General features: G+C 65.1%; 20 protein-coding genes. 13 read left to right on the top strand and 7 right to left on the bottom strand.

All coding sequences use genetic code 11. The features are described 5' to 3' along the window. Positions 1 to 174: 174 nt before the first annotated feature. The 6 genes from FJ949_RS00790 (at position 175) to FJ949_RS00815 (ending at position 6,540) form a co-directional block, all read left to right on the top strand. The gene (locus FJ949_RS00790) at positions 175 to 1,614 is read left to right on the top strand and encodes a hypothetical protein (protein ID WP_140491380.1); all 1,440 of its coding nucleotides are present in this window, start codon (positions 175 to 177) and stop codon (positions 1,612 to 1,614) included. A gap of 156 nt (positions 1,615 to 1,770) precedes the next feature. Further along, a complete protein-coding gene (locus FJ949_RS00795) occupies positions 1,771 to 3,075 on the top strand; it encodes an ABC transporter substrate-binding protein (RefSeq protein WP_140491382.1) in 1,305 nt (434 codons plus the stop codon). A 183-nt stretch (positions 3,076 to 3,258) separates the two neighbouring features. Beyond that, positions 3,259 to 4,140, top strand: a complete 882-nt coding sequence (locus FJ949_RS00800) for a branched-chain amino acid ABC transporter permease (protein WP_140491384.1) — start codon at positions 3,259 to 3,261, stop codon at positions 4,138 to 4,140. Beyond that, entirely contained in the window at positions 4,137 to 5,099 is a 963-nt protein-coding gene (locus tag FJ949_RS00805; protein WP_140491386.1) for a branched-chain amino acid ABC transporter permease, read from the top strand. Before FJ949_RS00800 ends, FJ949_RS00805 begins: the two co-directional genes overlap by 4 nt. After that, the gene (locus FJ949_RS00810) at positions 5,096 to 5,821 is read left to right on the top strand and encodes an ABC transporter ATP-binding protein (RefSeq protein WP_140491388.1); all 726 of its coding nucleotides are present in this window, start codon (positions 5,096 to 5,098) and stop codon (positions 5,819 to 5,821) included. Before FJ949_RS00805 ends, FJ949_RS00810 begins: the two co-directional genes overlap by 4 nt. Next, a complete protein-coding gene (locus FJ949_RS00815; protein ID WP_140491390.1) occupies positions 5,818 to 6,540 on the top strand; it encodes an ABC transporter ATP-binding protein in 723 nt (240 codons plus the stop codon). Before FJ949_RS00810 ends, FJ949_RS00815 begins: the two co-directional genes overlap by 4 nt. Positions 6,541 to 6,588: 48 nt before the next feature. On the opposite strand, the gene FJ949_RS00820 is transcribed toward FJ949_RS00815, so the two are convergent. Both FJ949_RS00820 and pncA read right to left on the bottom strand, forming a co-directional pair. Beyond that, complete coding sequence (locus tag FJ949_RS00820) at positions 6,589 to 7,971, bottom strand: sodium:proton antiporter (protein WP_140493430.1); 1,383 nt, start codon at positions 7,969 to 7,971, stop codon at positions 6,589 to 6,591. A gap of 73 nt (positions 7,972 to 8,044) precedes the next feature. Next, positions 8,045 to 8,659, bottom strand: coding sequence for a bifunctional nicotinamidase/pyrazinamidase (gene pncA / locus FJ949_RS00825; RefSeq protein WP_140491392.1), 615 nt, complete (start codon positions 8,657 to 8,659; stop codon positions 8,045 to 8,047). Between the two features lie 332 nt (positions 8,660 to 8,991). On the opposite strand from pncA, the gene FJ949_RS00830 reads away from it, so the two are divergent. From FJ949_RS00830 to FJ949_RS00855, 6 genes are read left to right on the top strand one after another with little or no spacing between them, the layout of a single operon-like run. Continuing rightward, complete coding sequence (locus tag FJ949_RS00830) at positions 8,992 to 9,852, top strand: xanthine dehydrogenase family protein subunit M (RefSeq protein ID WP_140491394.1); 861 nt, start codon at positions 8,992 to 8,994, stop codon at positions 9,850 to 9,852. Continuing rightward, positions 9,849 to 12,668 carry a molybdopterin-dependent oxidoreductase gene (locus FJ949_RS00835; protein WP_140491396.1) on the top strand — a complete coding sequence of 940 codons (2,820 nt, stop codon included), beginning with the start codon at positions 9,849 to 9,851 and terminating at the stop codon, positions 12,666 to 12,668. The genes FJ949_RS00830 and FJ949_RS00835 overlap by 4 nt, the downstream gene beginning before the upstream one ends. Continuing rightward, complete coding sequence (locus FJ949_RS00840; RefSeq protein WP_140491398.1) at positions 12,665 to 14,206, top strand: 6-hydroxynicotinate reductase; 1,542 nt, start codon at positions 12,665 to 12,667, stop codon at positions 14,204 to 14,206. The genes FJ949_RS00835 and FJ949_RS00840 overlap by 4 nt, the downstream gene beginning before the upstream one ends. Positions 14,207 to 14,208: 2 nt before the next feature. After that, complete coding sequence (locus FJ949_RS00845) at positions 14,209 to 15,090, top strand: UPF0280 family protein (protein WP_140491400.1); 882 nt, start codon at positions 14,209 to 14,211, stop codon at positions 15,088 to 15,090. Continuing rightward, entirely contained in the window at positions 15,083 to 15,667 is a 585-nt protein-coding gene (locus FJ949_RS00850) for an amino acid synthesis family protein (protein WP_140491402.1), read from the top strand. The genes FJ949_RS00845 and FJ949_RS00850 overlap by 8 nt, the downstream gene beginning before the upstream one ends. Continuing rightward, positions 15,664 to 16,125 carry a MarR family transcriptional regulator gene (locus FJ949_RS00855; RefSeq protein ID WP_140493433.1) on the top strand — a complete coding sequence of 154 codons (462 nt, stop codon included), beginning with the start codon at positions 15,664 to 15,666 and terminating at the stop codon, positions 16,123 to 16,125. The genes FJ949_RS00850 and FJ949_RS00855 overlap by 4 nt, the downstream gene beginning before the upstream one ends. A 238-nt stretch (positions 16,126 to 16,363) precedes the next feature. Here FJ949_RS00855 and FJ949_RS00860 read toward each other — a convergent pair whose 3' ends face one another. Genes FJ949_RS00860 through FJ949_RS00870 form a run of 3 tightly spaced genes read right to left on the bottom strand, consistent with a single transcriptional unit; the run spans position 16,364 to position 20,219 of the window. After that, a complete protein-coding gene (locus FJ949_RS00860; protein WP_140491405.1) occupies positions 16,364 to 17,332 on the bottom strand; it encodes a substrate-binding domain-containing protein in 969 nt (322 codons plus the stop codon). Then, positions 17,329 to 18,639 carry an ABC transporter permease gene (locus FJ949_RS00865; protein ID WP_140491407.1) on the bottom strand — a complete coding sequence of 437 codons (1,311 nt, stop codon included), beginning with the start codon at positions 18,637 to 18,639 and terminating at the stop codon, positions 17,329 to 17,331. The genes FJ949_RS00860 and FJ949_RS00865 overlap by 4 nt, the downstream gene beginning before the upstream one ends. Continuing rightward, entirely contained in the window at positions 18,636 to 20,219 is a 1,584-nt protein-coding gene (locus tag FJ949_RS00870) for a sugar ABC transporter ATP-binding protein (protein ID WP_140491409.1), read from the bottom strand. Before FJ949_RS00870 ends, FJ949_RS00865 begins: the two co-directional genes overlap by 4 nt. A gap of 221 nt (positions 20,220 to 20,440) precedes the next feature. Between FJ949_RS00870 and FJ949_RS00875 the strand changes: the two genes are divergently transcribed. After that, positions 20,441 to 21,460 (top strand): LacI family DNA-binding transcriptional regulator, encoded by a 1,020-nt coding sequence (locus FJ949_RS00875; protein ID WP_140491411.1) that lies wholly within the window; start codon positions 20,441 to 20,443, stop codon positions 21,458 to 21,460. A gap of 48 nt (positions 21,461 to 21,508) precedes the next feature. Here the strand turns inward: FJ949_RS00875 and FJ949_RS00880 are convergent, their stop codons facing one another. Both FJ949_RS00880 and FJ949_RS00885 read right to left on the bottom strand, forming a co-directional pair. Next, positions 21,509 to 22,510 (bottom strand): LLM class flavin-dependent oxidoreductase, encoded by a 1,002-nt coding sequence (locus FJ949_RS00880; protein ID WP_140491413.1) that lies wholly within the window; start codon positions 22,508 to 22,510, stop codon positions 21,509 to 21,511. Positions 22,511 to 22,533: 23 nt separating this feature from the next. Further along, positions 22,534 to 22,782: a hypothetical protein gene (locus tag FJ949_RS00885; protein WP_140491415.1), complete on the bottom strand. Its 249-nt coding sequence runs from the start codon at positions 22,780 to 22,782 to the stop codon at positions 22,534 to 22,536. Positions 22,783 to 22,817: the final 35 nt, after the last annotated feature.

Raw genomic sequence — 22,817 nt, forward strand, 5'->3', positions numbered from 1 at the left:
CCATACGAGACGGCAAAGTCGGATAGGCTGAGTTCCTTGGCGCCCTCCTCTGTCCTGCCGGACATCTCCCCCTCAAGGGGGGAGATCATGCTGTCATCTTCGTCTTCGCGAACCTCCGGCGTTGCAAGGGAAGCGCCGACAGAGAAACCGCCAATCTCCCCCCTTGAGGGGGAGATGTCCGGCAGGACAGAGGGGGGCGCCGTAGAGTGCCGTCGTCGGTCATTAGCATCTTTGCCTATCGCTCTATTGCTCCTCTCACCCACCCCAGCCTTCGCCCACGCCTCGGACCGCGGCCACGTCCTGCTTCTCCCGACCGGCTATTACCTTGTCGGCGGCGCTTTCGCCGTGGCCGCCAGCTTCCTCGTGCTGGCGCTGCTGCCGGCGCATCGGCTCGATCGTTTCTGGCGGCGGCGCCTGCCACTGTTCACACTGGGTGATGATGCCCGCACCGCTGCCAGCCTGATATCCTTTGCCGGCTTTGCATGTCTCATTGCCGCGGGTTTTCTCGGCAGCCGCGATCCGCTCTCCAACCCGCTGCCTCTGGTGATCTGGACACTGCTGTGGGCCGGCTTCACGCTCCTGCAAGGTTTCCTCGGCGACCTCTGGTCCTGGCTCAATCCCTGGTACGGGCCGGTGCGTCTCCTGTCGCGCCTGGCCGGCAGGGGCGGTGAAGCGGCCAGGCGCCTTCCATCATGGCTCGGATACTGGCCGGCTGTCCTCCTGTTCTTCGCTTTTGCCTGGTTCGAGCTCATCGATCCGGCGCCCGACGATCCGACACGGCTGGCCCGGGCCGCCGGCCTCTACTGGTTGTTCACCTTGCTGGCGATGCTGTCGTTCGGTTATGGGGCGTGGGCCCGCAGCGGCGAGTTCCTTACCGTCTTCTTCTCAATGGTGGCACGCTTCGCGCCGCTCGTGCGCGACGAGCGCGGCCGGCTTGCGCTATGCTGGCCGGGCGCCAAGCTGCTGACCGCCGCGCCTTTGCCGGCAAGCGGCGTGGCCTTCCTGCTGCTCGCCCTGTCCTCGGTTTCCTATGACGGCCTGTCGAAGACCTTCTTCTGGCTGGGCCTGTTCGGCATCAATCCGCTTGAATTCCCCGGCCGCACGGCGGTGATCGGCAGCGGCAGTTTTGGCCTCGTCCTGACATTCATGCTGCTTGCGGCGGTCTTCCTGCTTGCCGTGGTCGTCGGCCAGAAGCTCGCCGGCGACGGCCACAGGCTTGGCGAGGCGACGGGGCTGCTGGTCTGGTCGATCGTGCCGATCGCGCTCGCCTACCACATCGCGCATTACCTGACGGCGCTGCTGGTCGACGGCCAGTATGCGCTTGCGGCACTGTCCGATCCGTTTGCGCTCGGCTGGAACCTTTTAGGCACCGCCGACATGCAGATCGAAGCCGGCATCGTCGCCGGCGCGGGCTCGGCATGGTGGCTGTGGAACATCCAGGCCGGTGCCATCATTCTCGGTCATCTGCTTGCCGTGCTCGTCGCCCACGGCTTCGCCGCACGCCTGCATCCGGTTCCCGCTCGCGCCGCGCTCAGCCAGTTTCCGCTCACCTTGCTGATGATCGCCTACACCGTCTTCGGCCTCTGGCTGCTCGCCACGCCGACCGTTGGCTAGACGCGGTGGAAATAAACCGGGATCCCCCTGGGGAAACGGCATTGCCGTGTCCGGACTTTGGTGATTTAGTTTGTACACATGCAATTTCGGCCGTCCGCAGGAAGCGGTCTGCTACGTTCCAGCCATTGGTCAAAACTCAAAAACAGGGGAACTGCCGTGACTGACAAGAATGGGTTTTTCGATCTCTCCAAGGCCGGTCTCACCCGCCGCACCGCGCTGAAGGGTCTGGCCGCCGGCGCCGGCCTGGCGGTCGCGCCCGGTTTCGTCCGCTACTCCCAGGCGCAAAGCTCCGCCCCGATCAAGATTGGCTTCCAGTCGCACCGAACCGGCATCGGCGCCGCCTATGGCCGCTGGTACGAGAAGACCACGGCCGCGGCGGTCAAGGCGATCAACGCGGCCGGCGGCATCAATGGCCGGCCGGTCGAGGTCATCATCGAGGATGACGGCACCGATCCCGGCCGCGGTGCCGAGGTGGTCGGCAAGTTCGCCACCCAGCACAAGACCGACATCGTCTTCGGCACCTTGTTCTCGCACGTCGTCATCGGCTCGGCACCCGCCGCCGGCGAAGCCAAGATGCCCTATTTCGTCGTCAGCGAAGGCCACCATGTCGCCTCGACCAAGCTCAACCGCTATGTCTTCCAGCCCGGCATCACGGACGTAAAGAGCCAGATCCAGTCGATGGCGCCGTGGATCGCGGCCAATGCCGGCAAGAAGGTGACGCAGATCTTCCCCGATTTCGCTTTCGGCTACGACCACCGCGACTACCTCCCGCCGGCGCTGAAGGCGCAGGGCGCAGAGGTCATCGCGCAAATCGCCATTCCGCCGACGGAGAGCTCCTTCACCAAATACTTCCCGCAGATTCCGGCCGAGACCGAGGTGATCTACCACGTCATGGTCGGCCCGGCGGTGCTCACCTTCGTCAAGGAGCTTGGCGAGTTCTACGGCTCCAACCGGCCGCAGCTGTTCGGCTTCATCGATTCGCTCGAAGCCGTCGACATCAACAGCCCCGGGCTCGAATTCCTGGACGGCAGCCATTTCTGGGAAGGCTCGCCACGTTATGCCCAGACGGACGATTCCGAGGCGCAGAAGGCCTATCGCGCCGCCGTCGGCATCGATGACAATGGCGCGGCCGTCGGCGACCCCAAGGATGTCTCCACCGCCGCGCATATGTTCGGCTGCTGGGAGACGCTCTACGTCGTCAAGAAGGCGATGGAAGACGCCGGCTACAAGGGCCCGGAAGACCGCGCCAAGCTGGTCGAGGCGACCGAGGCGCTGACCGAATTCGCCGAAGGCCCGGAGCATCCGCAAGGGCCAAAGACCTTCAACGGCAAGATCCACCAGTGCTTCGGCATCCAGAACATCTCCAAGGTCGAAGGCGGCAAGCTCAAGGTGGTGCACAAGACCAAGATCGAGGACGGGCTTTACGAGGCCGAGGGGGATTATACGACGCAGGCGTTGTAGGCCGGCTCAACAGCAAGCGTGAGCGCCAAGCCACCCCCCTCTGTCCTGCCGGACCCGGCCCTTCGCTGTCGCTCCGGGCGTTCGTCGTTCGGAAAGCCAAGCAATTGGCTTTCCGTCCGCTGCGCGGACCACTTCTCACCCCCCTCAAGGGGCGCGATTGCGCTATCGGTGAGTGCCTAACCCATGCATTTCGGACCCCACCTCCTCCTTGCCGCCCTCGAAGGGCTCGTCACATCCGCCGTGCTGGCGCTGACCGCGCTCGGCCTGTCGCTGGTGTTCGGCGTGATGCGCGTGGTCAACGTCGCGCATGGCGAGTTCTTCATGCTGGGCGCCGTGCTCGCCTGGGCGATCACGACTGCGATCGGAGGCCATCCGGCGCTCGGGTTCCTGGCGGCACTTATCATCGCACCGCTGGTCGTCGGCGCCCTTGCACTGGTGGCCGAGCGGCTGGTGCTGCGCCGGCTGAACTACAATCCGGAAGCCACCATCGTCGCCACCATCGGCATGCTCTACATTATCCAGCAGCTGGCGCTGACCTTCTATGGTCCGGAAGCGCGCCCGGTAGAGCCGCCCTTCAGCTATCGCATCCTTCTGCCGTGGTTCGGCTATTCGGGCTACAAGCTGTCGATCATCGCGGCATCCGTCCTTCTGCTCGTCGTGACATGGCTGGTGCTGACGCGCACCAGGGTCGGCCTCGTCATGCGTGCCACGCAGTATGACAGCGAGACGGCACAGGCCTTCGGCATCCCTGTCGATCGAGTCTATGGCGGCGTCTTCGCGCTCGGCGCCATGCTGGCGGCCATAGCGGCGGTGCTGATCGTGCCGATCAGCCAGGCGCATTACCTGATGGGGCAGGACCCGCTGCTGCTTTCCTTCATCGTCGTCATCATCGGCGGCCTCGGTTCGCTGCGCGGAACCGTCATCGCCGCCGTGCTGATCGGCCTGTCCGACGGCATCATCTCGATGTTCTTCTCGCCGACGCTGGCCAAGATCATCGCCACGCTGCTGGTCGCCATGGTGCTGGTGTTCCGGCCGCAGGGCCTGTTCGGGACGGCGACGCGATGAGCGAGACCTCGCCGGCAAAAGCCTATGGCTTGCATCTCGGCGTCATCGCGCTGCTTTTTGTCCTGAGCTTCGTGCTGCCGGATTATCATCACGGCCTCGTCGCCCGCATCATGGTGCTGGCGGTCTTCGCCATGGGCTACAACATGCTGTTCGGCTATGTCGGCCTGCTCAGTCTCGGTCATGCCATGTTCTTTGGCGCCGGCCTCTACGGCGCCGGCCTTGCCGTCATCCAGCTTGGCTGGAGCGTGCCGGCGGCTTTGTTGAGCGGTATCGCCTGCGGCGCGGTGCTGGCACTGGTGATCGGGCTGCTGGCGCTGCGCACCACGGGTGTCGCCTTCATGATCGTCACCATGATGTTCGCGCAGGTCTTTTACCTCCTCATCCTCTATTTTGCCGCGTGGACCGGCGGCGACCAGGGCATGGTGGTGCCGCAGCCGGCACGCGTCCTGAATTTCGGCGCGACGTCGCTCGATCTCACCAATCCGACGGTGCGCTACATGAGCGCGCTGGCTCTGTTCTCGCTCGTGCTTCTGGTCACGCTGGCCGTCGTCCGCTCCCGATACGGCCGCGTGCTGGTCGCCATCCGCGAGAACGAGGAACGGACCAAAATGCTGGGGTACGACACCTTCTCCAACAAGCTCGCCGCCGTGGTCGTCTCCGGCGCCATCTGCGCGGCGTCGGGCGCTGCCTATGCGCTGCTGTTCGGCTATGTCGGCTCGAGCTTCGCCTCGGTACAGTACTCGATCCTGCCGCTGCTGTGGGTGCTGCTCGGCGGCGCCGCCACCACGCTCGGACCGCTGATCGGCACGCTGTTCATGTACTATGTCATCGACGTCACCAGCGGCTTCACCTCCGCCTACCTGTTGATCGTCGGCGTCGCGTTGATCCTGCTGGTGCTGTTCTTCCCGAAAGGCATTCTGGGCAGCATCCGGCAGCGCTGGCTCGGATGGCTGCCATGACGCCGCTTCTGACCACCAAAGGCCTGTCGCGCAATTTCGGCGGCCTGCGCGCCGTCGACAGCGTCGATTTCACCTTGGTGCCGGGCGAAATCCGCGCCGTCATCGGCCCCAACGGTGCCGGGAAGACCACTTTCGTCAGCCTGATCAGCGGCCGAATCCCGCCCTCGTCCGGATCGATCGTTTTCGACGGCTCCGACATCACCGGCCTGCCGGCCTATGTCAGGGTCCGCCAAGGCATTGCCTACACGTTCCAGATCACCAGCATCTATGCCAACCTGTCCGTTTACGCCAACGTCGCGCTGCCCGTGCAACTGACGCTACGGCATGGCCATTCCAAGAGCGCGATACAGGCCGCTGTCATGTCGGCGCTCGCACGCACCGGGCTGGCCGACCGCGCCCATATGCCGGCCGGTCAATTGTCCTATGGCCACCAGCGCCTGCTGGAGGTGGCGATGGGCCTGGCGCTGAAGCCGCGCCTGCTGATCCTCGACGAGCCGACGCAGGGGCTCGCCGACAGCGAGATCGACAATTTCATCGGCCTGGTGCGCGAGATCGCCAGGAACGCCACCGTGCTCCTCATCGAGCACAACATGCCTGTCGTCATGCAGCTTGCCGACCGCATCACCGTTTTCAACGCCGGCAAGATCCTGGCAGAGGGCACGCCGGAGGCGATCCGCGAAAATGCGGCGGTGCAGGAAGCCTATCTGGGGACCGCCCCATGACCGAGACGAGCAAGACGCAAGCGTTGCGAATCGCGGGACTGGACTGCTTCTACGGCGAGGTTCAGGTGCTCTATGGGCTCGACCTGGCGCTGAACAAGGGCGAGGTGCTGTGCCTGTTCGGCCGCAACGGCGCCGGCAAGACGACGACGCTGAAAGCCATCATGGGGCTGGTCCGGGCGAGTGCCGGTTCGATCAGCCTCGCAGGCCAGGAATTGACCGGTCTGGCCGCCCACGAGGTGCCTAAAGCCGGCATTGCCTATGTGCCGCAAGGCAGGCGGCTGTTCGCCGAAATGACGGTGGCGGAGAACATCGAGATCGGGCTGATGGCGCGCGGCAAGGGGAAGGCCGTGCGCGAAAACGTGCTCAACCTGTTCCCGCTGCTGCGCCAGCGGCTCAGGCAGCGCTCGGGCACCTTGTCGGGCGGCGAGCAGCAGATGCTGGCCATGGCACGCGCGCTCTGCCTGGAACCGCAGGTGCTACTGCTCGACGAGCCGACCGAAGGGCTGATGCCGTCGATGATCGCAAAAATCCGCGAGACGGTGGCCAAGCTGCGCGAACGGGGCGTTTCCACCATCCTGGTGGAGCAGCGGGTCGATGCCGTGCTGTCGGTCGCCGACCGCGTCGCCTTCATCGAGAATGGCCGCAACCGCGAGACGGTCGACGTAGAGGCGTTGCGCGCCGACCCGTCGGCGGTCAGGCGCTATGTCGGCGTAGGCTGAGGATTTGCCCTCCCCTGTGGAAGGTAAGGGCCTGGCGTCCTCGCCGGCTCACCCGAAGAACAGGAAGCCCGCCATCAAGAACGTGGGGATCAGCACCGCGCCCGACCACGCCATGTAGCCGAAAAAACCCGGCATGTTCACGCCGCGGTGCCGGGCAATGGCGTAGACCATGAAGTTCGGCGCGTTGCCGATATAGGTGTTGGCGCCCATGAACACCGCACCCGCCGAGATCGCCGCCAAGGTCGAAGCGAGCTCCGTCATCAGATGCCGGGGAGCGCCGCCGGCCAGCTCGAAGAACACCAGGTAGGTCGGAGCGTTATCCAGGAAGGACGACAGCGCTCCGGTCAGCCAGAAATAGGCGAGATCGTTGGGCATGCCCTGCGCTGACGTGACGAGCGCGACCAGCGGCGCCAGCGCGCCTTCGTGGCCGGCCCTCAGGATGGCGACGACGGGCACGATGCAGACGAAGATGCCGGCGAACAGTTTCGCCACTTCCGCGATCGGCCCCCAGTTGAAACCGTTCGCCTGCCGATACTCCTTGCGCGAGACGGCCAGCGAAACGAAGGCAAGCGCCAGGATGACGACATCGCGCACAAGGTTCTGCAACTCGAGGTCCACCCCCTGAATGGAAAGACTGATGCCGGGCTTCCATGTGGCCGAAAGCAGGATCGCACCGATCACGCCGGCCAGCAGCGGCAGGTTGGGCAGGCCGCGGATGCGCACTTTCGTGTCCGGCGTCGGGTCCTTGATCTTTGGCGCGCCCATTTCGCGGCGATGCAGCGTGGTGTCGATCGCCAGGAAGACGGCGAGCACGACGACGCTGACGAACAGGGTCTCGCGCCAGAGGTTGGCGGTGGTCCAGAAGAAATCGACGCCGCGCAGGAAGCCGACGAACAGCGGCGGGTCGCCGAGCGGCGTCAGCGAACCGCCGATGTTGGACACCAGGAAGATGAAGAAGATGATGACATGGGCGTTGAACGGCCGGTTGTCATTGGCGCGGATGAGCGGCCGGATAAGGATCATCGAGGCGCCGGTAGTGCCGATGACGGAAGCGAGCAGGGCGCCGATGAGCAGCAGCCCGGCATTGACCAATGGCGTGCCGTGGATGTTGCCGGCCACGAGAATGCCGCCCGAAATGGTGAACAGCGCGAACAGGAGAATGATGAACGACATGTATTCGGTGAGCAGCGCATGCAGCACCGCTTCCGTTGCCACCGTCGTGCCGAAGGCCGATGCGAGTGGCACCACCACGAGAGCCGCCCAAAATGCAGCAATCTTGCCGTAATGATGCTCCCAGACATGGTTGAAAAGCAGCGGTCCCGTGGCGATCGAAAGCAACAGCCCGGCAAAGGGCAGCGCCCACCACAGCGACATCGTCCGGCCTGGCAGGCCGTGCTCTTCCGCGGCGAAGGCCGTTCCCGGTAACAGCATCGCGACAGCCACCACGGCACTTGCCGTCAAAGCCGTCGCCCCTATCGACCCCTTCTCTTCTCCCACGATGAGGTCAGTCCGCCGCGTGGTCTTCGAGCGTCACGCCTGCTTGGCGCATCCTTGCCAACATCGTCTCGACCGAACCGTTGAGGTCGATCCCGCGGCAGGCATCGAGCCTGACAGTGGTCCTGAACCCCTGCTTGACCGCGTCGAGCGCCGAGAAGGCGACGCAGAAATCGGTCGCCAGGCCGACCAGGGTCAGACTGTCGATGCCGCGCTCCCTGAGATAGCCGGCAAGGCCGGTCGGCGTCGTGTGGTCGTTCTCGAAGAAGGCCGAATAGCTGTCGATATCAGGCCGAAATCCCTTGCGGATGACGAGCTCGGCCTTGGTCCAGGCAAGACCCGAGTGAAAATCCGAGCCGAGGCTGCCCTGGATACAATGGTCAGGCCACAATGTCTGCTGGCCGTAGGGCATCTCGATGGTTTCAAAAGGCTGGGCGCCTGGATGGCTTGAGGCAAAGCTCGAATGGCCGGCTGGATGCCAGTCCTGCGTCAGCACGACATGATCGGTTCGCCGGATCAGGTCGTTGACCAGCGGCACGATCTCGTCGCCGCCGGTCACAGCCAACGCGCCGCCAGGGCAAAAGTCGTTCTGCAGGTCGATGACGACAAGCGCTTCTTCGGCCATGGGGTTCCTTCCTGTCGGTATCGGGCGCGGGCTCCCAAGGGGATCCCGGCGAAAGAAAGCCGCTGGCGCGACCGGAGGGAGAAACTTGACCAGATGGCGGGCCGCGTCAACCATTAGAGCGCCGGGCGCAACCCCGAACGCGCAAAGGGCGCCCCAGCACCTAGATTTTGCGGAGAACAAATGCGTGGCGGCGGCAGCCGTGCGGGTGCTGCGCAAACTCCGGCTTTGACAATTTCCGCCGACTTGATATCATTTGCATACGAATGAATTTAAGCCGGGCCCGGACGCCGGCAAGTTCCCTCGGAAAGGCCCTTTTTCTGGGAAGGCAAAGCGTGATCCGTTACGCGAAACCCACCACGGTCGACGAGGCGCTCGCCCTGCTTGGCGAAGCTTCGTGGCGCATCCTTGCCGGCGGCACCGACTTCTACCCGGCGCAAGGCAACAAGCCTTTCCGCGACAATGTGCTCGACGTCAACGGGCTGGCCGCGCTGCGCGGCATTGCGGAAACGGAAACGCACTGGCAGATCGGGGCGCGCACCAGCTGGACCGATATCGTTCGCCATCCCTTGCCGCCGGCCTTCGATGCGCTGAAAGCGGCCGCGCGGGAGGTCGGGTCCGTTCAGATCCAGAATGTCGCCTCGATCGCCGGCAATCTCTGCAACGCTTCGCCGGCCGCGGATGGCGTGCCGGCGCTGCTGGTGCTCGACGCCGAGATAGAACTGCGCTCGGCGCAAGCGGTGCGCCACCTGCCGCTCCGGGAATTCATCCTCGGCAATCGCCGCACGGACCTGCGGCCCGGCGAGATGGTAACCGCCATCCGCGTGCCGAAAGCGGCCGGCGCGGGTATGTCGGCTTTCGTCAAGCTCGGCGCGCGGCGCTATCTCGTCATCTCGATCGCCATGGTGGGGGCACGCCTAGTCGTGCAGGACGGCATCGTCGAGCAAGCGGCGGTCGCCGTCGGTTCCTGCTCGGCTGTTGCAAAGCGGCTCGGCGGGGTCGAGGCGGCCCTGCGCGGACTGGCGGCGGATCATGGGCTGGCTACAGCGGTCCTCGCCGCGCCGATGGAAGAGCTGTCGCCGATCGGCGACGTGCGCGGCAGCGCCGAATACCGGCAGGACGCGGCGCGCGAAATCGTTGTCCGCGCCGTGCTTGCGGCGGCGGGGCCGATGAGCGGTGACAGGGTGGCGGCATGAACAAAGCTCAGCCTCACATCAGCCAGGCTCGACCCGGCGGGGCCCTATCCGGCAGTGATGCAGTTGGCTTGGCACGCGCGGAGATCACCTTCGCGGTCAACGGCGCCGCCGTCTCGGTCAACGTGCCGCCGCTGCGCCGGCTGTCTGCGGTGCTGCGCGATGAATTGCTGCTGACCGGGACCAAGGTCGGCTGCGACGCCGGCGACTGCGGCGCCTGCACGGTGCTGGTCGATGGCGATCCGGTCTGCGCCTGCCTGATGCCTGCGGCGTCGGCCGCCGGAGCGTCGGTAACGACGGTCGAAGGGCTCGCCAATGGCCGGCTGTCGGCACTACAGGCCTCCTTCCTGGCGCATGGTGCGGCGCAGTGCGGCATCTGCACGCCGGGCCTGCTGGTGGCGGCGACGGCCCTGCTGGAGAAGAAAGCCAGGCCGAGCGAGATCGAAGTGCAGGACGCGCTTGGTGGTGTCCTCTGCCGTTGCACCGGGTACCGGAAGATCGTCGCTGCTGTGATGGATGCGTCCGCCCAGGCTGCAAGCCTGGATTTCCGTCTGCCTCGGTCCGGTCACGCCATTGGTTCCTCCCCGATCCGGCTCGATGGCGTGCCGAAGGTGACCGGCGGTGAGAAATTCGGCGGCGATTCGTTCCCGGCCGATGCGCTGGCGGTGCTGGTAATCCGCTCGCCGCACTACCATGCCAGCTTCGCCTTCGGCGACCTCGATGGCTGGGCAAAAGCTCGTCCCGGCATCGCCGGTATCTTCACGGCGGCCGATATCCCGGGAAAGAACTGTTTCGGCGTCATCGGTCCGTTCGCCGACCAGCCGGCTCTCGCCGAAGGCTTGGCGCGGTTTCGCGGCGAGGCGGTGGCGCTTGTTGCCGGCGAGCGCGAGGCGATGCTCGATCTCGACCTGTCGGATTTCCCGATCCGCTGGACCGAATTGCCACATCTGTTGCAGCCTTGCGAGGCACAGGCCGAAGGAGCGGCGCTGATCCATGTGAACCGCCCGGCCAACCTTCTGACCAAGGGCTTCGTCGAACGCGGCGATCCCGAGACGGCGCTTGCCGATGCCGCTGTCACCGTGACCGGTGCGATCGAGACGGCCTATGTCGAGCATGCCTATATCGAGCCGGAAGCCGGCCATGCCTATATGGATGGCGACATGCTGGTCGTCGTCGCCTGCACGCAGGCGCCCTATATGGACCGCGACGACACGGCGAAGGTGCTGGGCCTGCCCGTCGACAAGGTGCGCATCGTGCCGACCGCGACCGGCGGCGGTTTTGGTTCCAAACTCGACGTGTCCCTGCAACCGCTGATCGGCCTGGTGGCGATGAGGACCGGGCGGCCGGCGGCGCTTGCCTACACGCGCAATGAATCGATGATGTCGACCACCAAGCGCCACCCGGCGCAGATGCAAGCGACCATTGGCGCCGACGCCGAGGGCCATGTCACCGGCATGATTTTCTCAGGCGATTTCAACACCGGGGCGTACGCGAGCTGGGGACCGACCGTCGCCAACCGTGTGCCGGTGCATGCCTCGGGTCCCTATGCGACCCCGAACTACCGCGCCGAAGGCCGCGCCGTCCATACGCATGGGCCGATTTCCGGCGCTTTCCGGGGCTTCGGCGTGCCGCAGGCGACGATCATGCAGGAGACCTTGTACGACGAGCTGGCCGGCAAGCTCGGCATCGACCGGCTCGACTTCCGCTTGAGAAACTGCCTTCGTAACGGATCCGAAACAGTCACCGGACAGAGACTGGAATCGGGCGTCGGCATTGCCGAATGCCTCGATGCCCTGCGGCCGCATTGGGCGCGTGCAGTGGCTGACGCGGATGCCTTCAACAGTGCCAACGTGGATAAAAAGCGCGGTGTCGGCATCGCCTCCTGCTGGTATGGCTGCGGCAACACCTCGCTGCCCAATCCATCGACCATCCGGGTCGGCATCGCGGCTTCAGGCGAGATCATCCTGCACCAGGGCGCGGTCGACATCGGCCAGGGCTCCAACACCGTCATCACGCAAATCTGCGCCGACGCGCTCGGCCTGCCCCTGGAAAGGTTCCGGCTGAAAAACGCCGACACCGCGATCACTCCCGATGCCGGCAAGACCTCGGCCTCGCGCCAGACCTTCGTCACCGGCAAGGCGGCCGAGAAGGCCGGCCGCGCCTTGCGCGAAAAAATCCTGCGCTTTGCCAATGTCTCGGAAAAAGCGTCGCTTCAGCTCGAAGGTCCGGCGATCGTCATCCGTGAGGGCGAGGCGGTCCGCCGTGTCGATCTTGGCACACTCGAAGCGGATATCTACGGCTTCGTCTTCCGCGCCGAGGAGACCTACGACCCGCCGACGCTGCCGCTCGACGCCAAGGGCCAGGGCAAGCCCTATGCGGTCTATGGTTACGGCGCGCAGATCGCCGAGCTCGAGGTCGACCTCAAGCTCGGCACGGTCAAGCTGGTCAAGATCACAGCCGCGCACGATGTCGGCAAGGCGATCAACCCTCTGCTGGCCGAGGGCCAGATCGAGGGCGGCATCGCGCAAGGCATCGGCATGGCGCTGATGGAAGAGTATATTCCCGGCCGCACCGAGAATTTGCACGATTATCTCATTCCGACCATCGGCGACGTGCCGCCGATCGAGACGATATTGATCGAGGTGCCAGACCCGGAAGGGCCATTCGGCGCCAAGGGCCTGGGCGAACATGTGCTGATCCCGACGGCGCCGGCGATCCTCAACGCCATCCGCCATGCCACTGGTGTGCTGGTCACCAGAGTTCCGGCGACGCCGGCCCGGATCCGCGCCGCCATCCGCGAGAAGGAGGCATGCCGATGAGCGAGCTTGCCGAACGCTTCGAAACCCATGATCCCGGCGAGAAGCTGGTGGCGGAGAAGATCCGCTGCGATGCCTGCCCTGTGATGTGCTACATATCAGATGGCCGCACCGGCGCTTGCGACCGCTACGGCAATGCCGGCGGCCGGATCGTGCGCATGGACCCGCTGACCATTCTCGATCATACCGCCGAGATCGGCGGCGCTGTCGTGCCCTTCGTCGCCGAGGGCGAGGCCTGGGACGGCGAACTGGTCAACACCGGCCGCCGCTTCGTCACGGCGATCGGGGCAGGAACCACCTATCCCGACTACAAGCCGGCGCCCTTCATCGTCAGCCAGCAGGTCGAGGGCGTCGATCTCGTCACCGTCGTCACGGAGGGCATCTTCTCCTATTGCGGCGTCAAGGTGAAGATCGACACCGACCGTCATATCGGACCCGAAACGGCTGTCGTGCGGTCGCAAGGCGAGGCGATCGGTCATGTCACGACAGGCGAATATGGCTCGCAGATGCTGTCGCTGGGCGGCGTGCATCATCTGACCGGCGGCTCCAAGGCCGAAGGCCGCGCCACCTGCGATGCGCTGCTCGATCTGTGCAACCGCAAGCCAGTAGAACTGACCATCGACGGCGGAGCCACGATAACAGTCGAAGCCGGCAAACCGCCTGTCATCGACGGCAAGCAGGAGCACCGCATGCGGGTCGGCTGCGGGTCGGCGACCATCGGCATGTTCGCCACCCAATGGCGCGGGCTGGTCGACGAGGTGGTGGTGGTCGACGACCACATAACCGGCGTCGTCTCGGAGCATCAGGCCGGCAAGGTGCTGGGCTGGCAGGACACGGGGATAAAGATCATCGGCCGCCGCTCGACGCCTGGGCGCTATTTCAAGGTCTCCGAGCCCGGCCTCGGCTGGGGCGGCACCAGCATATCCGACCCGCTGTCGATCCTGGGCGAATGGAACGCCAAGAAGGGCGCGCGGCCCGGCCTGTCGCTGCTGATGGTATCGACCACCGGCGAGCAGTTCGCCTATTACGAACTCGACGACCAGTTGAAGCCAGTCGAAAAGCCATTCCCCGAACGATTGCAGAAATCCGTGGGGCTGATCGAGGACAATTGCGAACCGGCGCTGTGCACCGTGCTGTTCATCGGCGGCGCCGGCGGTTCGCTGCGCGCCGGCGTCACCGAAAACCCCGTCAACCTGACGCGTTCCGTGCAGGGCCTGACCACTTATGTGACGGTCGGCGGCGCGCCGGTCTATGTCTGGCCGGGCGGCGGCATCACGCTGATGGTGGATGTGACGCGCGTGCCGGAAGGCGCCTTCGGCTATGTGCCTACGCCGGCGCTGGTGGCGCCCATCGAATTCACGCTGCGCCGCGACGACTATGTCAGGCTCGGCGGCTACGACGCCGAGATCCGCAGCGTCGAGGATGTCGTTGCCAAGGGTGGCGAGTACCTGAACGCGCGTCGGGGCGACGGTGCGCCGGCCGGCAACCCATGGCCGCCGCTGGCGCAATTGCGGCGCACGCCCGCGAACGGGGCCGCGTGACGATGAACGGCCCGCAAGCGCATTGGCTCGGGGATGGCAAGCGGCTGCACCTCAATCACGGGCCGATCGACCTGATCGTCGAGGCCTTTGGGACGCCAGGCGAATGCCGGCGAGCTTATGAGCAGGCCGTGGCGCGATTCCAGACCATCCTGCCGGAACTGGTGGAGGAATTGCCCGAGTTGCGCCGGCCGGCCACGTTGCGCCCCCGCGCCTTCGCCGGCTCGACGGCGCGGCGCATGGAAGCGGCAGTTACCCCATTGGCGGACGACTTCATCACGCCGATGGCAGCCGTCGCCGGTTCGGTAGCCGACGAAATACTTGCCGCACTGATTGCCGGGCGAAAACTCGATCGCGCCTATGTCAACAACGGTGGCGACAGCGCGCTTCATCTCGGTGCCGGCCAATCGATCACTCTTGCCATTGCCGGCACCGGCCATGGCCTTGCCGACCGCATCGTCATCAGCGCCGAGGACGGCGTGCAAGGCATTGCCACCAGTGGCTGGCGCGGGCGCTCGTTTTCGCTCGGCATCGCCGACGCCGTCACCGTGCTGGCGAGGACCGGCGCAGAGGCCGATGCCGCGGCGACGCTGATCGCCAATGCCGTCGACTTGGCCCACCATCCCGCTATTCGGCGTGTGCCCGCGCATGATCTGGTGCCGGATAACGACCTTGGCGACAGGCTGGTGACGCAAGAAGTCGGGCCGCTTTCTGCCGAAGAGATTGCCACGGCGCTGGACAGCGGACTTGCCGTCGCCGAAGATTTCCGCCGCAGGGGACTGATCGCCGCATCGGCGCTGTTCCTCGCCGGCCAGACTCGCATCGAGGGCTCCATGGCGCTTGCCGCGCCCGACAAAAGTCCAGGGAAGGAAGTTGCCCATGCCTGAGTTTCCGCTCCGCAAGATCGTGGTGCTGACCGAAGAGATTTTTCATGAGGGCGGGCCGGCGACCAAGGTGCCGCGCCGCCGTGCCGCCGCCATGGCACTGGTGAAGAACCCGTTCGCCGGGCGCTATGTCGAGGAGTTGCAGAGCGCCATGGACGATCTGAAGCCGCTTGGCCTGCTGCTCGCCGACCGGCTGATAGCGGCATTGGGTGGCGACGTGAAGCAGATCGACGGCTATGGCAAAGGCGCCATCGTCGGCATATCGGGCGAACTCGAGCATGGCGCGCTTTGGCATGTGCCGGGCGGCTACGCCATGCGCGAGCGGCTCGGCGACGCCAAGGCGATCGTGCCGTCGGCCAAGAAGGTCGGCGCCTTCGGCTCGCGGCTGGATGTGCCTCTCGGCCACATCAACGCCGCCTATGTGCGCAGCCATTTCGATGCGATGGAAGTCGGCGTCAGCGACGGACCGCGTCCCGACGAGATCCTGTTCTGCCTCGCCATGACCTGCGGTCCGCGCGTGCACAATCGCATGGGCGGCCTGGCCGCCGACGACATCAAGGCATGGGACGGGCTGCGGTGAGCGGCGAGGACAATCTGCTGAAGCTGGTCGAGGTCGAGGAGGCGGACGATCAGGACTACCACCTGCAGGAGCAGGTCGGCTTCATCCTGCGCAAGGCGCATCAGCGCCACGTCTCGATCTTCGCTGCCCATATCGGCGACCTGACGCCACCGCAATTCGCGGCATTGGCCAAGCTGCGCGATGTCGGCGAGACTTCGCAGAACCAGCTCGGCACGCTGATCGCCATGGATGCGGCGACGGTGAAGGGCGTGATCGACAGGCTGAAGGCGCGCGGCCTTGTCGAGCTCTCCAAGCACGAGGGCGACAAGCGGCGGCTGCTGGTCAATTTGACCGCCGAAGGGCGCGAGGCGATCGAACGCCTGATCCCGCTGGCGCGCGAGATTACCGAGGAAACCTTGGCACCGCTCACGGCCAGGGAGATCGCCACCTTCATGAAGCTGCTGGCGAAATTGGCGTAGGCCGGCGACGAGGTCCTTTCCTCTCCCTCCGGACGGGAACCACCTGGCCACCGCCGCCGACGGATATTGAAAGGGGACTAGGGCGCAAGAACCTTCCTGCACCGCGCCAAGGGTCGACTCCCACTCCGTCGAGCTTCGCTCGACACCTCTCCCCCGATCGACGGGGGAGAGGTGGGCGCCAAGCTGTCCTGGGACGAAGAACCTGGACCTTGGGCCGGCGCTTATCTCCGGCGAAATCTCAGAGGCCGTTGTCCTTCAGCACCTGGGCGGCGTTTTCCTTGGTGATCTTCTGCGTCGGCAAGGTGATGGTCTTTTCGACCTTCTCGCCATTGAGGAACTTGATCGCCTGCCGAAGGCCCTCGGCGCCCGGGGTGACATAGGTGAAGGTCGCCGTCAGCTCGCCCTTGTTCACCATCTGCACGCCTTCGTTGGGCAGGCCGTCGATGCCGATGAACTTGATGTCCTTCTCGCGGCCGACATCCTTGGCGGCAAGATAGGCGCCATAGGCCATCGGGTCGTTGTGGCCGTAGACGAGATCGATCTTCTCGTTGCTCTTCAGCGCGTTGGCCATCAGATTATAGGCCTGGTCCTGCTTCCAGTCGCCCGACTGCTGGTCGAGCAGGTACTTGATGCCCGGCTCCTTGTCGGTGAACTCATGGAAGCCGTCATGGCGGTCATGCGCCGGCTGGGTGCCCATGCCGCCCCAGATCTCGACGACATTGCCCGATGCCTTGCCCTTGCCGCCGAGCAGCTCGACGGCATATTCGCCGGCCGCGCGGCCGATCAGCTTGTTGTCGCCGCCGACGAACTGGGTGTAGTCCTTGGTGTCGACATTGCGGTCGAGCACGAAGACCGGGATCTTGGCGTCGATCGCCTGCTGCACGACGCCGGTCAGGCCGGCCGATTCCTTCGGCGACACCAAGAGCGCATCGACCTCCTGGCGGATCAGGTTCTCGACATCGGCAACCTGCTTCTCGGTCTTATCCTCGCCGTCGGTGATGATCAGCTCGACCTCGGGGTGCTTGGCGGCCTCAGCCAGTATGTCCTTGTTGAACTGCGCGCGCCAAGGCTCGATGGTCGTCACCTGCGAGAAGCCGATCTTCCACTTCTTGTCCTGGGCCATGGCGTGGCCGGTGGAGAGCAGCGCGGTGGTGGTCAGCAATGCCGCGCCAAGGGCGGCAAGCTTCAGCGTGTCACGTCGTTTCATTTCTTGTTTCCTCCGAGATTGAGAGACCGGGTCTCTTGCGACGGCCGTTTTGCCGCGGCCGTTTCCTTGTGCGCCGCTCCGGGCAGGCGCAGATAGGCTAGGAGATCACCGGCATTGCGCTCCTGCACGAGCACTGTGCCGATGATGATCATCCCCTTCAGCACCAGCTGAAGGTTCGAATTGATGTTGTGGAGCTGCAATATGTTGGACAGCAGCCCGAAGATCAGCACGCCGCAGAATGTCCCCGTGAGGCTGCCGCGCCCACCCATCAGGCTGGTGCCGCCGATGACCACGGCGGCGATGGCGTCGAGCTCCAGGCCGGCGCCGGCATCGGGCTTGCCTTGCCGGTACTGCGCGACATAGAGCACCGCGGCAATGCCGGCGAGCAGGCCCGAAACGGCGTAGGTGACGATCTTGACCCGGCCGGCGGCGATGCCGGAAAGCCTGGCCGCCTCCTCATTGCCGCCGATGGCGTAGACATAGCGGCCGAACGGCGTGAAGCGCAGCACCGCGCCATAGATCAGGATGGCGCCGAGGAAGAACAGGCCTGGCATCGGAATGACGCCGAACACCATCGAGCGCAGCAGCTCGAAATCCTCGGTGGCGTTCGAGCCGGTATAGACCGGCAGCACAGCATTGTTCTGGCCGGCGGTCAGCCGGGCGATGCCCAACGCCGTCACCATCATCGCCAGGGTGACGATGAAGGGCTGCAGCCGCCCGGCAACGATGATGAAGCCGTTGAGCGCACCGAACAGCAGGCCCACGCATGGCGCGACCAGCAGCACGCCGAGGACGCCGAATTTGGGCTCGACCTGCGGCAGCAGGTACCACAGGGAAAGACAGCACAGGACCACGCCGACGATTGCCGGCGTGACCAGGCCGCGGGCGCGGTCCAGCCTTGCGTCGCGCGAGGCATCGGCGCCGGCGCGCGACTTTTCGAGATTGAGGAAGATGAAGCGGGTGACGATAAAGCCGAGACAGAGCGCCACCACGGCGACGGTGGGCACGCCAAGCACCACTCCCGGCGTCACGCCCGGAACCGTCAGCAGCATGGCGCAGACCACCGAACAGATGGCCATCAGCGAACCGACGGAAAGATCGATGCCGCCGGTGATGATCACCGCCGTCATGCCGGTGGCGATCAGGCCGGTGGTCGACACCTGGCGCAGCACGTCGAGCAGATTGCCGTAGGACAGGAAGATGTTGTTGCCCTTGGAGCTGACCGGCGAGCCCAGCACGCCGATCAGGAAGATGGCGATGAGGCCCCAATAGAGCTTGGTGCGGGACAGGAGTTTCAAGGCGGTCATGCGGCAGGTCTCGAAATCGTGCGGCGCGGCGCGGCGAGACGCATGATGGCCTCCTCGCTCGCCGCATCGCGGGAAAGGATGCCGGTCTGGCGGCCATCGGCCATCACCAGAATGCGGTCGGAGAGGTGCAGCAGTTCCGGCAATTCGGAGCTGATGACGGCAATGGCCAGCCCGTCGCGCGCAAGCTTGAAGATGAGATCGTAGATCTCGCGCTTGGCGCCGACGTCGATGCCGCGCGTCGGCTCGTCGAGAAGAAGCACGCGCGGCCGTGTCGCCAGCCATTTGCCGATGACGACCTTCTGCTGGTTGCCGCCCGACAGCGTGCCGGCTGGCTGGTCGATGTCCTCGCAGCGTATGCCGAGCGCCCGGACCGCGTGGCGCGCCAGCTCCTGTTCGCCGGCCAGCGAACGGATGCCGAAACGCGCCAGCGATCCGACCAGCGGCAATGCGACGTTGTCTGTAATGGAAGCCTGGAGATGCAGGCCTTGGGTCTTGCGGTCCTCGGTCACCAGCGCAATGCCGAGGCGCCTGGCATCGCGCGGCGAGCGGATCTCGACCGGCGCGCCGTCGAGCCGGATCTCGCCGCCGGTGCGGCCATCGCTCGAGCCGAAGATCGCCTCCAGGATTTCGGTGCGCCCTGAACCCAGCAGCCCGCCAATGCCAAGGATCTCGCCTTCGGCGAGTTCGAAGCTGACTCCGTCGATCACGGTGCGCCAGCCATGGGCGTCGGGTTTCGTCAGCGACAGGTTCTCGACGGAAAGCACGATTTCGCCGCCGGAACGGCGCTCCTCTTCCGAGGAGGCCAGCAGGTCTCGCCCGACCATTGCCGAAATGATGGCGTTCTCGTCGAGCTCGCCCATCGGCCGCGTCAGCACGTGGCGTCCGTCGCGAAACACCGTGACCCTGCCCGCCAGGTGCATGACCTCGTCGATGCGGTGCGAGATGTAGACGATGGCGACGCCGCTGTCGGCAAGCTGGCGGATGATGCGGAACAGCCTCTGGCATTCGGCTGGAGAGAGCGCCGAAGTAGGCTCGTCCATGATCAGGATGCGCGCCGACATCGACAGCGCCTTGGCGATCTCGACCAGTTGCTGTTCGCCGACGCGCAAGGTGCCGACACGGGCTTCCGGGTCGAGCTCGATGCCCAGCCGCTGCAGAAGGGCGCTGGCGGCGCGGCTGCTCGCCTTGCGGTCGACGATCAGCCCGGCGATCAGCTTCTCGCGTCCGAGAAAGATGTTGTCGGCGACGCTGAGTTCGGGAACCAGATTGAGCTCCTGGTGGATGATGGCAATGCCGGCGGCCTCGGCGTCGCGCACGCCGGCAAAATTCGCGGCTACGCCGTCGACGCGAACCGTGCCGTCGTAGCCGGTGTAGACACCGGAAAGGATTTTCATCAGCGTCGACTTGCCGGCGCCGTTCTCGCCCATCAAGGCGTGGACTTCGCCGCGCCGCAACTCGAAACCGACGTCGACCAAGGCGGCAATGCCGCCGAAGCTCTTGGATACGTGCTCGGCGCTCAGGACGACATCCGAACGATCCGCCGCAACATCCCGACGCGCGATGGAATTTCCGTGCTCCATGACAAAGGCGGCCTCCCTTCCGTCGTCGTCTGACCCTCATGAACGCTATTCTAAACGTTTCGATCCTGTCAAGCTTCTATCTGGTGACGTGAGATTACCTCATTTCAATTCTTGCGAAAAACCGCGATATTCCGTAGGTATGATGCATAGAGAGGCGGCGAAACGTTTCGAAAATGGCAGGGCCAAGCAAGACAAGGCAGCGAAAATCGACGGCGCCGACCATGCTTCACGTGGCCGAAGCGGCGCGCGTGTCGGTCGCCACGGTTTCGGCGCTGATCAACGGCACGGCGACCGTCAGTCCGGAGCTCAGCCAGCGCATCGAGCAGGCGATCCGCGATATCGGCTACAAGCGCAATGCGATCGCCCGCAGCCTGAAAATGGGCACAACGCGCACCATTGGATTGACTGTCCCGCACATCACCAATCCGTTCTTCACCGATGTCGTGTCAGTCATCCAGCAGGCCTTCGACCGCGCCGGCTATGCGGTCATGCTGTGCTGCACGGACGAGGACCTCAACACCCAGGACGACCAGATCAGGCTGCTGCTCGACCGTATGGTCGACGGGCTGATCGTGGCGCGCGTCGGCGATGGGACGATCCTCAAGCGCATCGTCGACGACGCCAACGTGCCGGTCGTCCTGCTTGACCGCATCTGCGACGGTGTCGACACGGATGCCGTGGTGCTCGACAACCAGCGCGCCGTGTTCGACGCCATCACCTACCTGATACATCTCGGGCACCGGCGCATCGGCTACATCACCGGAACGTCGGATATCTCACCGATGCATGATCGCATGGCCGGATATCGCGAAGCGCTTCAGGCAGCCGGCCTGCCGGTCGCCGAGGAGCTGGTACGTTCCGGCAATTTTCACGAGATCGACGGCTATAACGCGGCCATGCAGCTGTTGTCGCTGCACGACAGGCCGAGCGCGATCTTCTCCGCCAACAATCCGATGGTGATCGGCACCATGAAGGCGATCCGCGATATCGGCCTGTCCTGCCCGGAAGATGTTTCGATCGCCTGTTTCGACGATTTTCCGTGGTCGGACGTGTTTGTCCCGCAACTGACCACGGTGGCACAGCCGGTGCAGGCGATCGGCGAACAGGCGGCCAATTTGCTGCTCGACCGCCTTGCCGGAAATCGCGACGCGCCGCCGCGCAAGCTGGTGCTCAAGGGCCGGCTGATGATCCGCAATTCATGCCGACCGCTGGGAGCGGTTGCGCAGAGCGTGAGCGCGTAGAGCGGTTCAGTGGTTGAATCGCTATCGGCAAGCGCCGAGCTGGAAATCTCACGCCGCTTGCGACAGCGATTTGTGGGCGTCGGCCAAGATTTCGAAGGACCTCACCCGAGCCGCGTGATCGAATATCTGCGCGGTGACCATCAATTCGTCGGCGCCGGTGCGGCGAACGAAGGCGTCGATGCCTTGCCGCACCGTTTCCGGCGAGCCGACGACGGCGCAGGACAGCGCCTGGCCGAGCATGGACTTGGCCATCGGATCGAGATCGCGGTCATAATTCTCGACCGGTGGTGGCAATTTTCCGGGGCGGCCGGTGCGCAGATTGACGAAAGCCTGCTGCAGCGAGGTGAACAGCAGTCGTGCCTCAGTGTCGGTGGGCGCCGCAAAGACGTTGAGGCCGAGCATGACATAGGGCTTGTCGAGCTGTTCCGACGGCTGGAAGCGGGAGCGGTAGATGTCCAGCGCATGGTCTAGCTCGGCCGGTGCGAAATGCGAAGCGAAGGCGTAGGGCAGGCCGAGCATGGCGGCAAGCTGGGCGCCATACAGGCTGGAGCCGAGGATCCAGACCGGCACGGTCTGGCCTTCACCCGGCACGGCGCGCAGCCGCTGGCCCTCTTCCGCCGGCAGGAAATAGCCCATCAGCTCGACGACGTCCTGCGGAAAATTGTCGGCACCGGCCTCGAGATTGCGGCGCAACGCGCGCGCCGTGTTCATGTCCGTGCCGGGCGCCCTGCCGAGGCCGAGATCGATGCGGCCGGGGAACAAGGCGGCCAGCGTGCCGAACTGCTCGGCGATGACCAGCGGCGAGTGATTGGGCAACATGATGCCGCCGGCGCCGACGCGAATGGTCTTGGTGCCGCCCGCGACATGGGCAATGACGACCGAGGTGGCGGCACTTGCGATGCCCGGCATGCTATGATGCTCGGCCAGCCAATAGCGCTTGTAGCCCAGCCGCTCGGCATGGCGGGCAAGATCGAGCGAATTGGCCAGCGACTGCGAGGCATCGCTGCCTTCGACGATCGGCGACAGGTCGAGGACGGAAAGGGCTGCCATGTCAGGTCTCCACGAGGTTTATCTCAAGCACCCTGCCTCGAAGGCCGTGCGGTCGGGAATGAGGATGCCAAGCCGCCCCCGAGCGCATCGGCAAATCCGCTGGCCGCGGCCATGCGTTTCTGCTCGGCGGGGCTGCGGCGATGATGGACAGGAAATGCAAGCCCGGATCTGTCGACGCCAAATGTTGGCGACGCGCCCAGCCGCGCATCGCGCAAGCCGGCATGGCCGATGCGAGCGAAACAGTCGTCGAGGTCGAAGGAAGCATCGCTCATGGGAAGGGCACCGGCCATTGGACCGGCCGGATATA

The organism is Mesorhizobium sp. B2-4-1, from assembly GCF_006442185.1.
Lineage (GTDB): Bacteria > Pseudomonadota > Alphaproteobacteria > Rhizobiales > Rhizobiaceae > Mesorhizobium.

Coding starts and splice junctions, on each gene's coding strand:
- FJ949_RS00790 (WP_140491380.1), top strand. CDS start 175: ATGTCCGGCAGGACAGAGGGGGGCGCCGTAGAGTGCCGTCGTCGGTCA.
- FJ949_RS00800 (WP_140491384.1), top strand. CDS start 3,259: ATGCATTTCGGACCCCACCTCCTCCTTGCCGCCCTCGAAGGGCTCGTC.
- FJ949_RS00805 (WP_140491386.1), top strand. CDS start 4,137: ATGAGCGAGACCTCGCCGGCAAAAGCCTATGGCTTGCATCTCGGCGTC.
- FJ949_RS00810 (WP_140491388.1), top strand. CDS start 5,096: ATGACGCCGCTTCTGACCACCAAAGGCCTGTCGCGCAATTTCGGCGGC.
- FJ949_RS00815 (WP_140491390.1), top strand. CDS start 5,818: ATGACCGAGACGAGCAAGACGCAAGCGTTGCGAATCGCGGGACTGGAC.
- FJ949_RS00820 (WP_140493430.1), bottom strand. CDS start 7,971: ATGCTGTTACCGGGAACGGCCTTCGCCGCGGAAGAGCACGGCCTGCCA.
- pncA (WP_140491392.1), bottom strand. CDS start 8,659: ATGGCCGAAGAAGCGCTTGTCGTCATCGACCTGCAGAACGACTTTTGC.
- FJ949_RS00835 (WP_140491396.1), top strand. CDS start 9,849: ATGAACAAAGCTCAGCCTCACATCAGCCAGGCTCGACCCGGCGGGGCC.
- FJ949_RS00840 (WP_140491398.1), top strand. CDS start 12,665: ATGAGCGAGCTTGCCGAACGCTTCGAAACCCATGATCCCGGCGAGAAG.
- FJ949_RS00845 (WP_140491400.1), top strand. CDS start 14,209: ATGAACGGCCCGCAAGCGCATTGGCTCGGGGATGGCAAGCGGCTGCAC.
- FJ949_RS00850 (WP_140491402.1), top strand. CDS start 15,083: ATGCCTGAGTTTCCGCTCCGCAAGATCGTGGTGCTGACCGAAGAGATT.
- FJ949_RS00860 (WP_140491405.1), bottom strand. CDS start 17,332: ATGAAACGACGTGACACGCTGAAGCTTGCCGCCCTTGGCGCGGCATTG.
- FJ949_RS00865 (WP_140491407.1), bottom strand. CDS start 18,639: ATGACCGCCTTGAAACTCCTGTCCCGCACCAAGCTCTATTGGGGCCTC.
- FJ949_RS00870 (WP_140491409.1), bottom strand. CDS start 20,219: ATGGAGCACGGAAATTCCATCGCGCGTCGGGATGTTGCGGCGGATCGT.
- FJ949_RS00875 (WP_140491411.1), top strand. CDS start 20,441: ATGCTTCACGTGGCCGAAGCGGCGCGCGTGTCGGTCGCCACGGTTTCG.
- FJ949_RS00880 (WP_140491413.1), bottom strand. CDS start 22,510: ATGGCAGCCCTTTCCGTCCTCGACCTGTCGCCGATCGTCGAAGGCAGC.
- FJ949_RS00885 (WP_140491415.1), bottom strand. CDS start 22,782: ATGAGCGATGCTTCCTTCGACCTCGACGACTGTTTCGCTCGCATCGGC.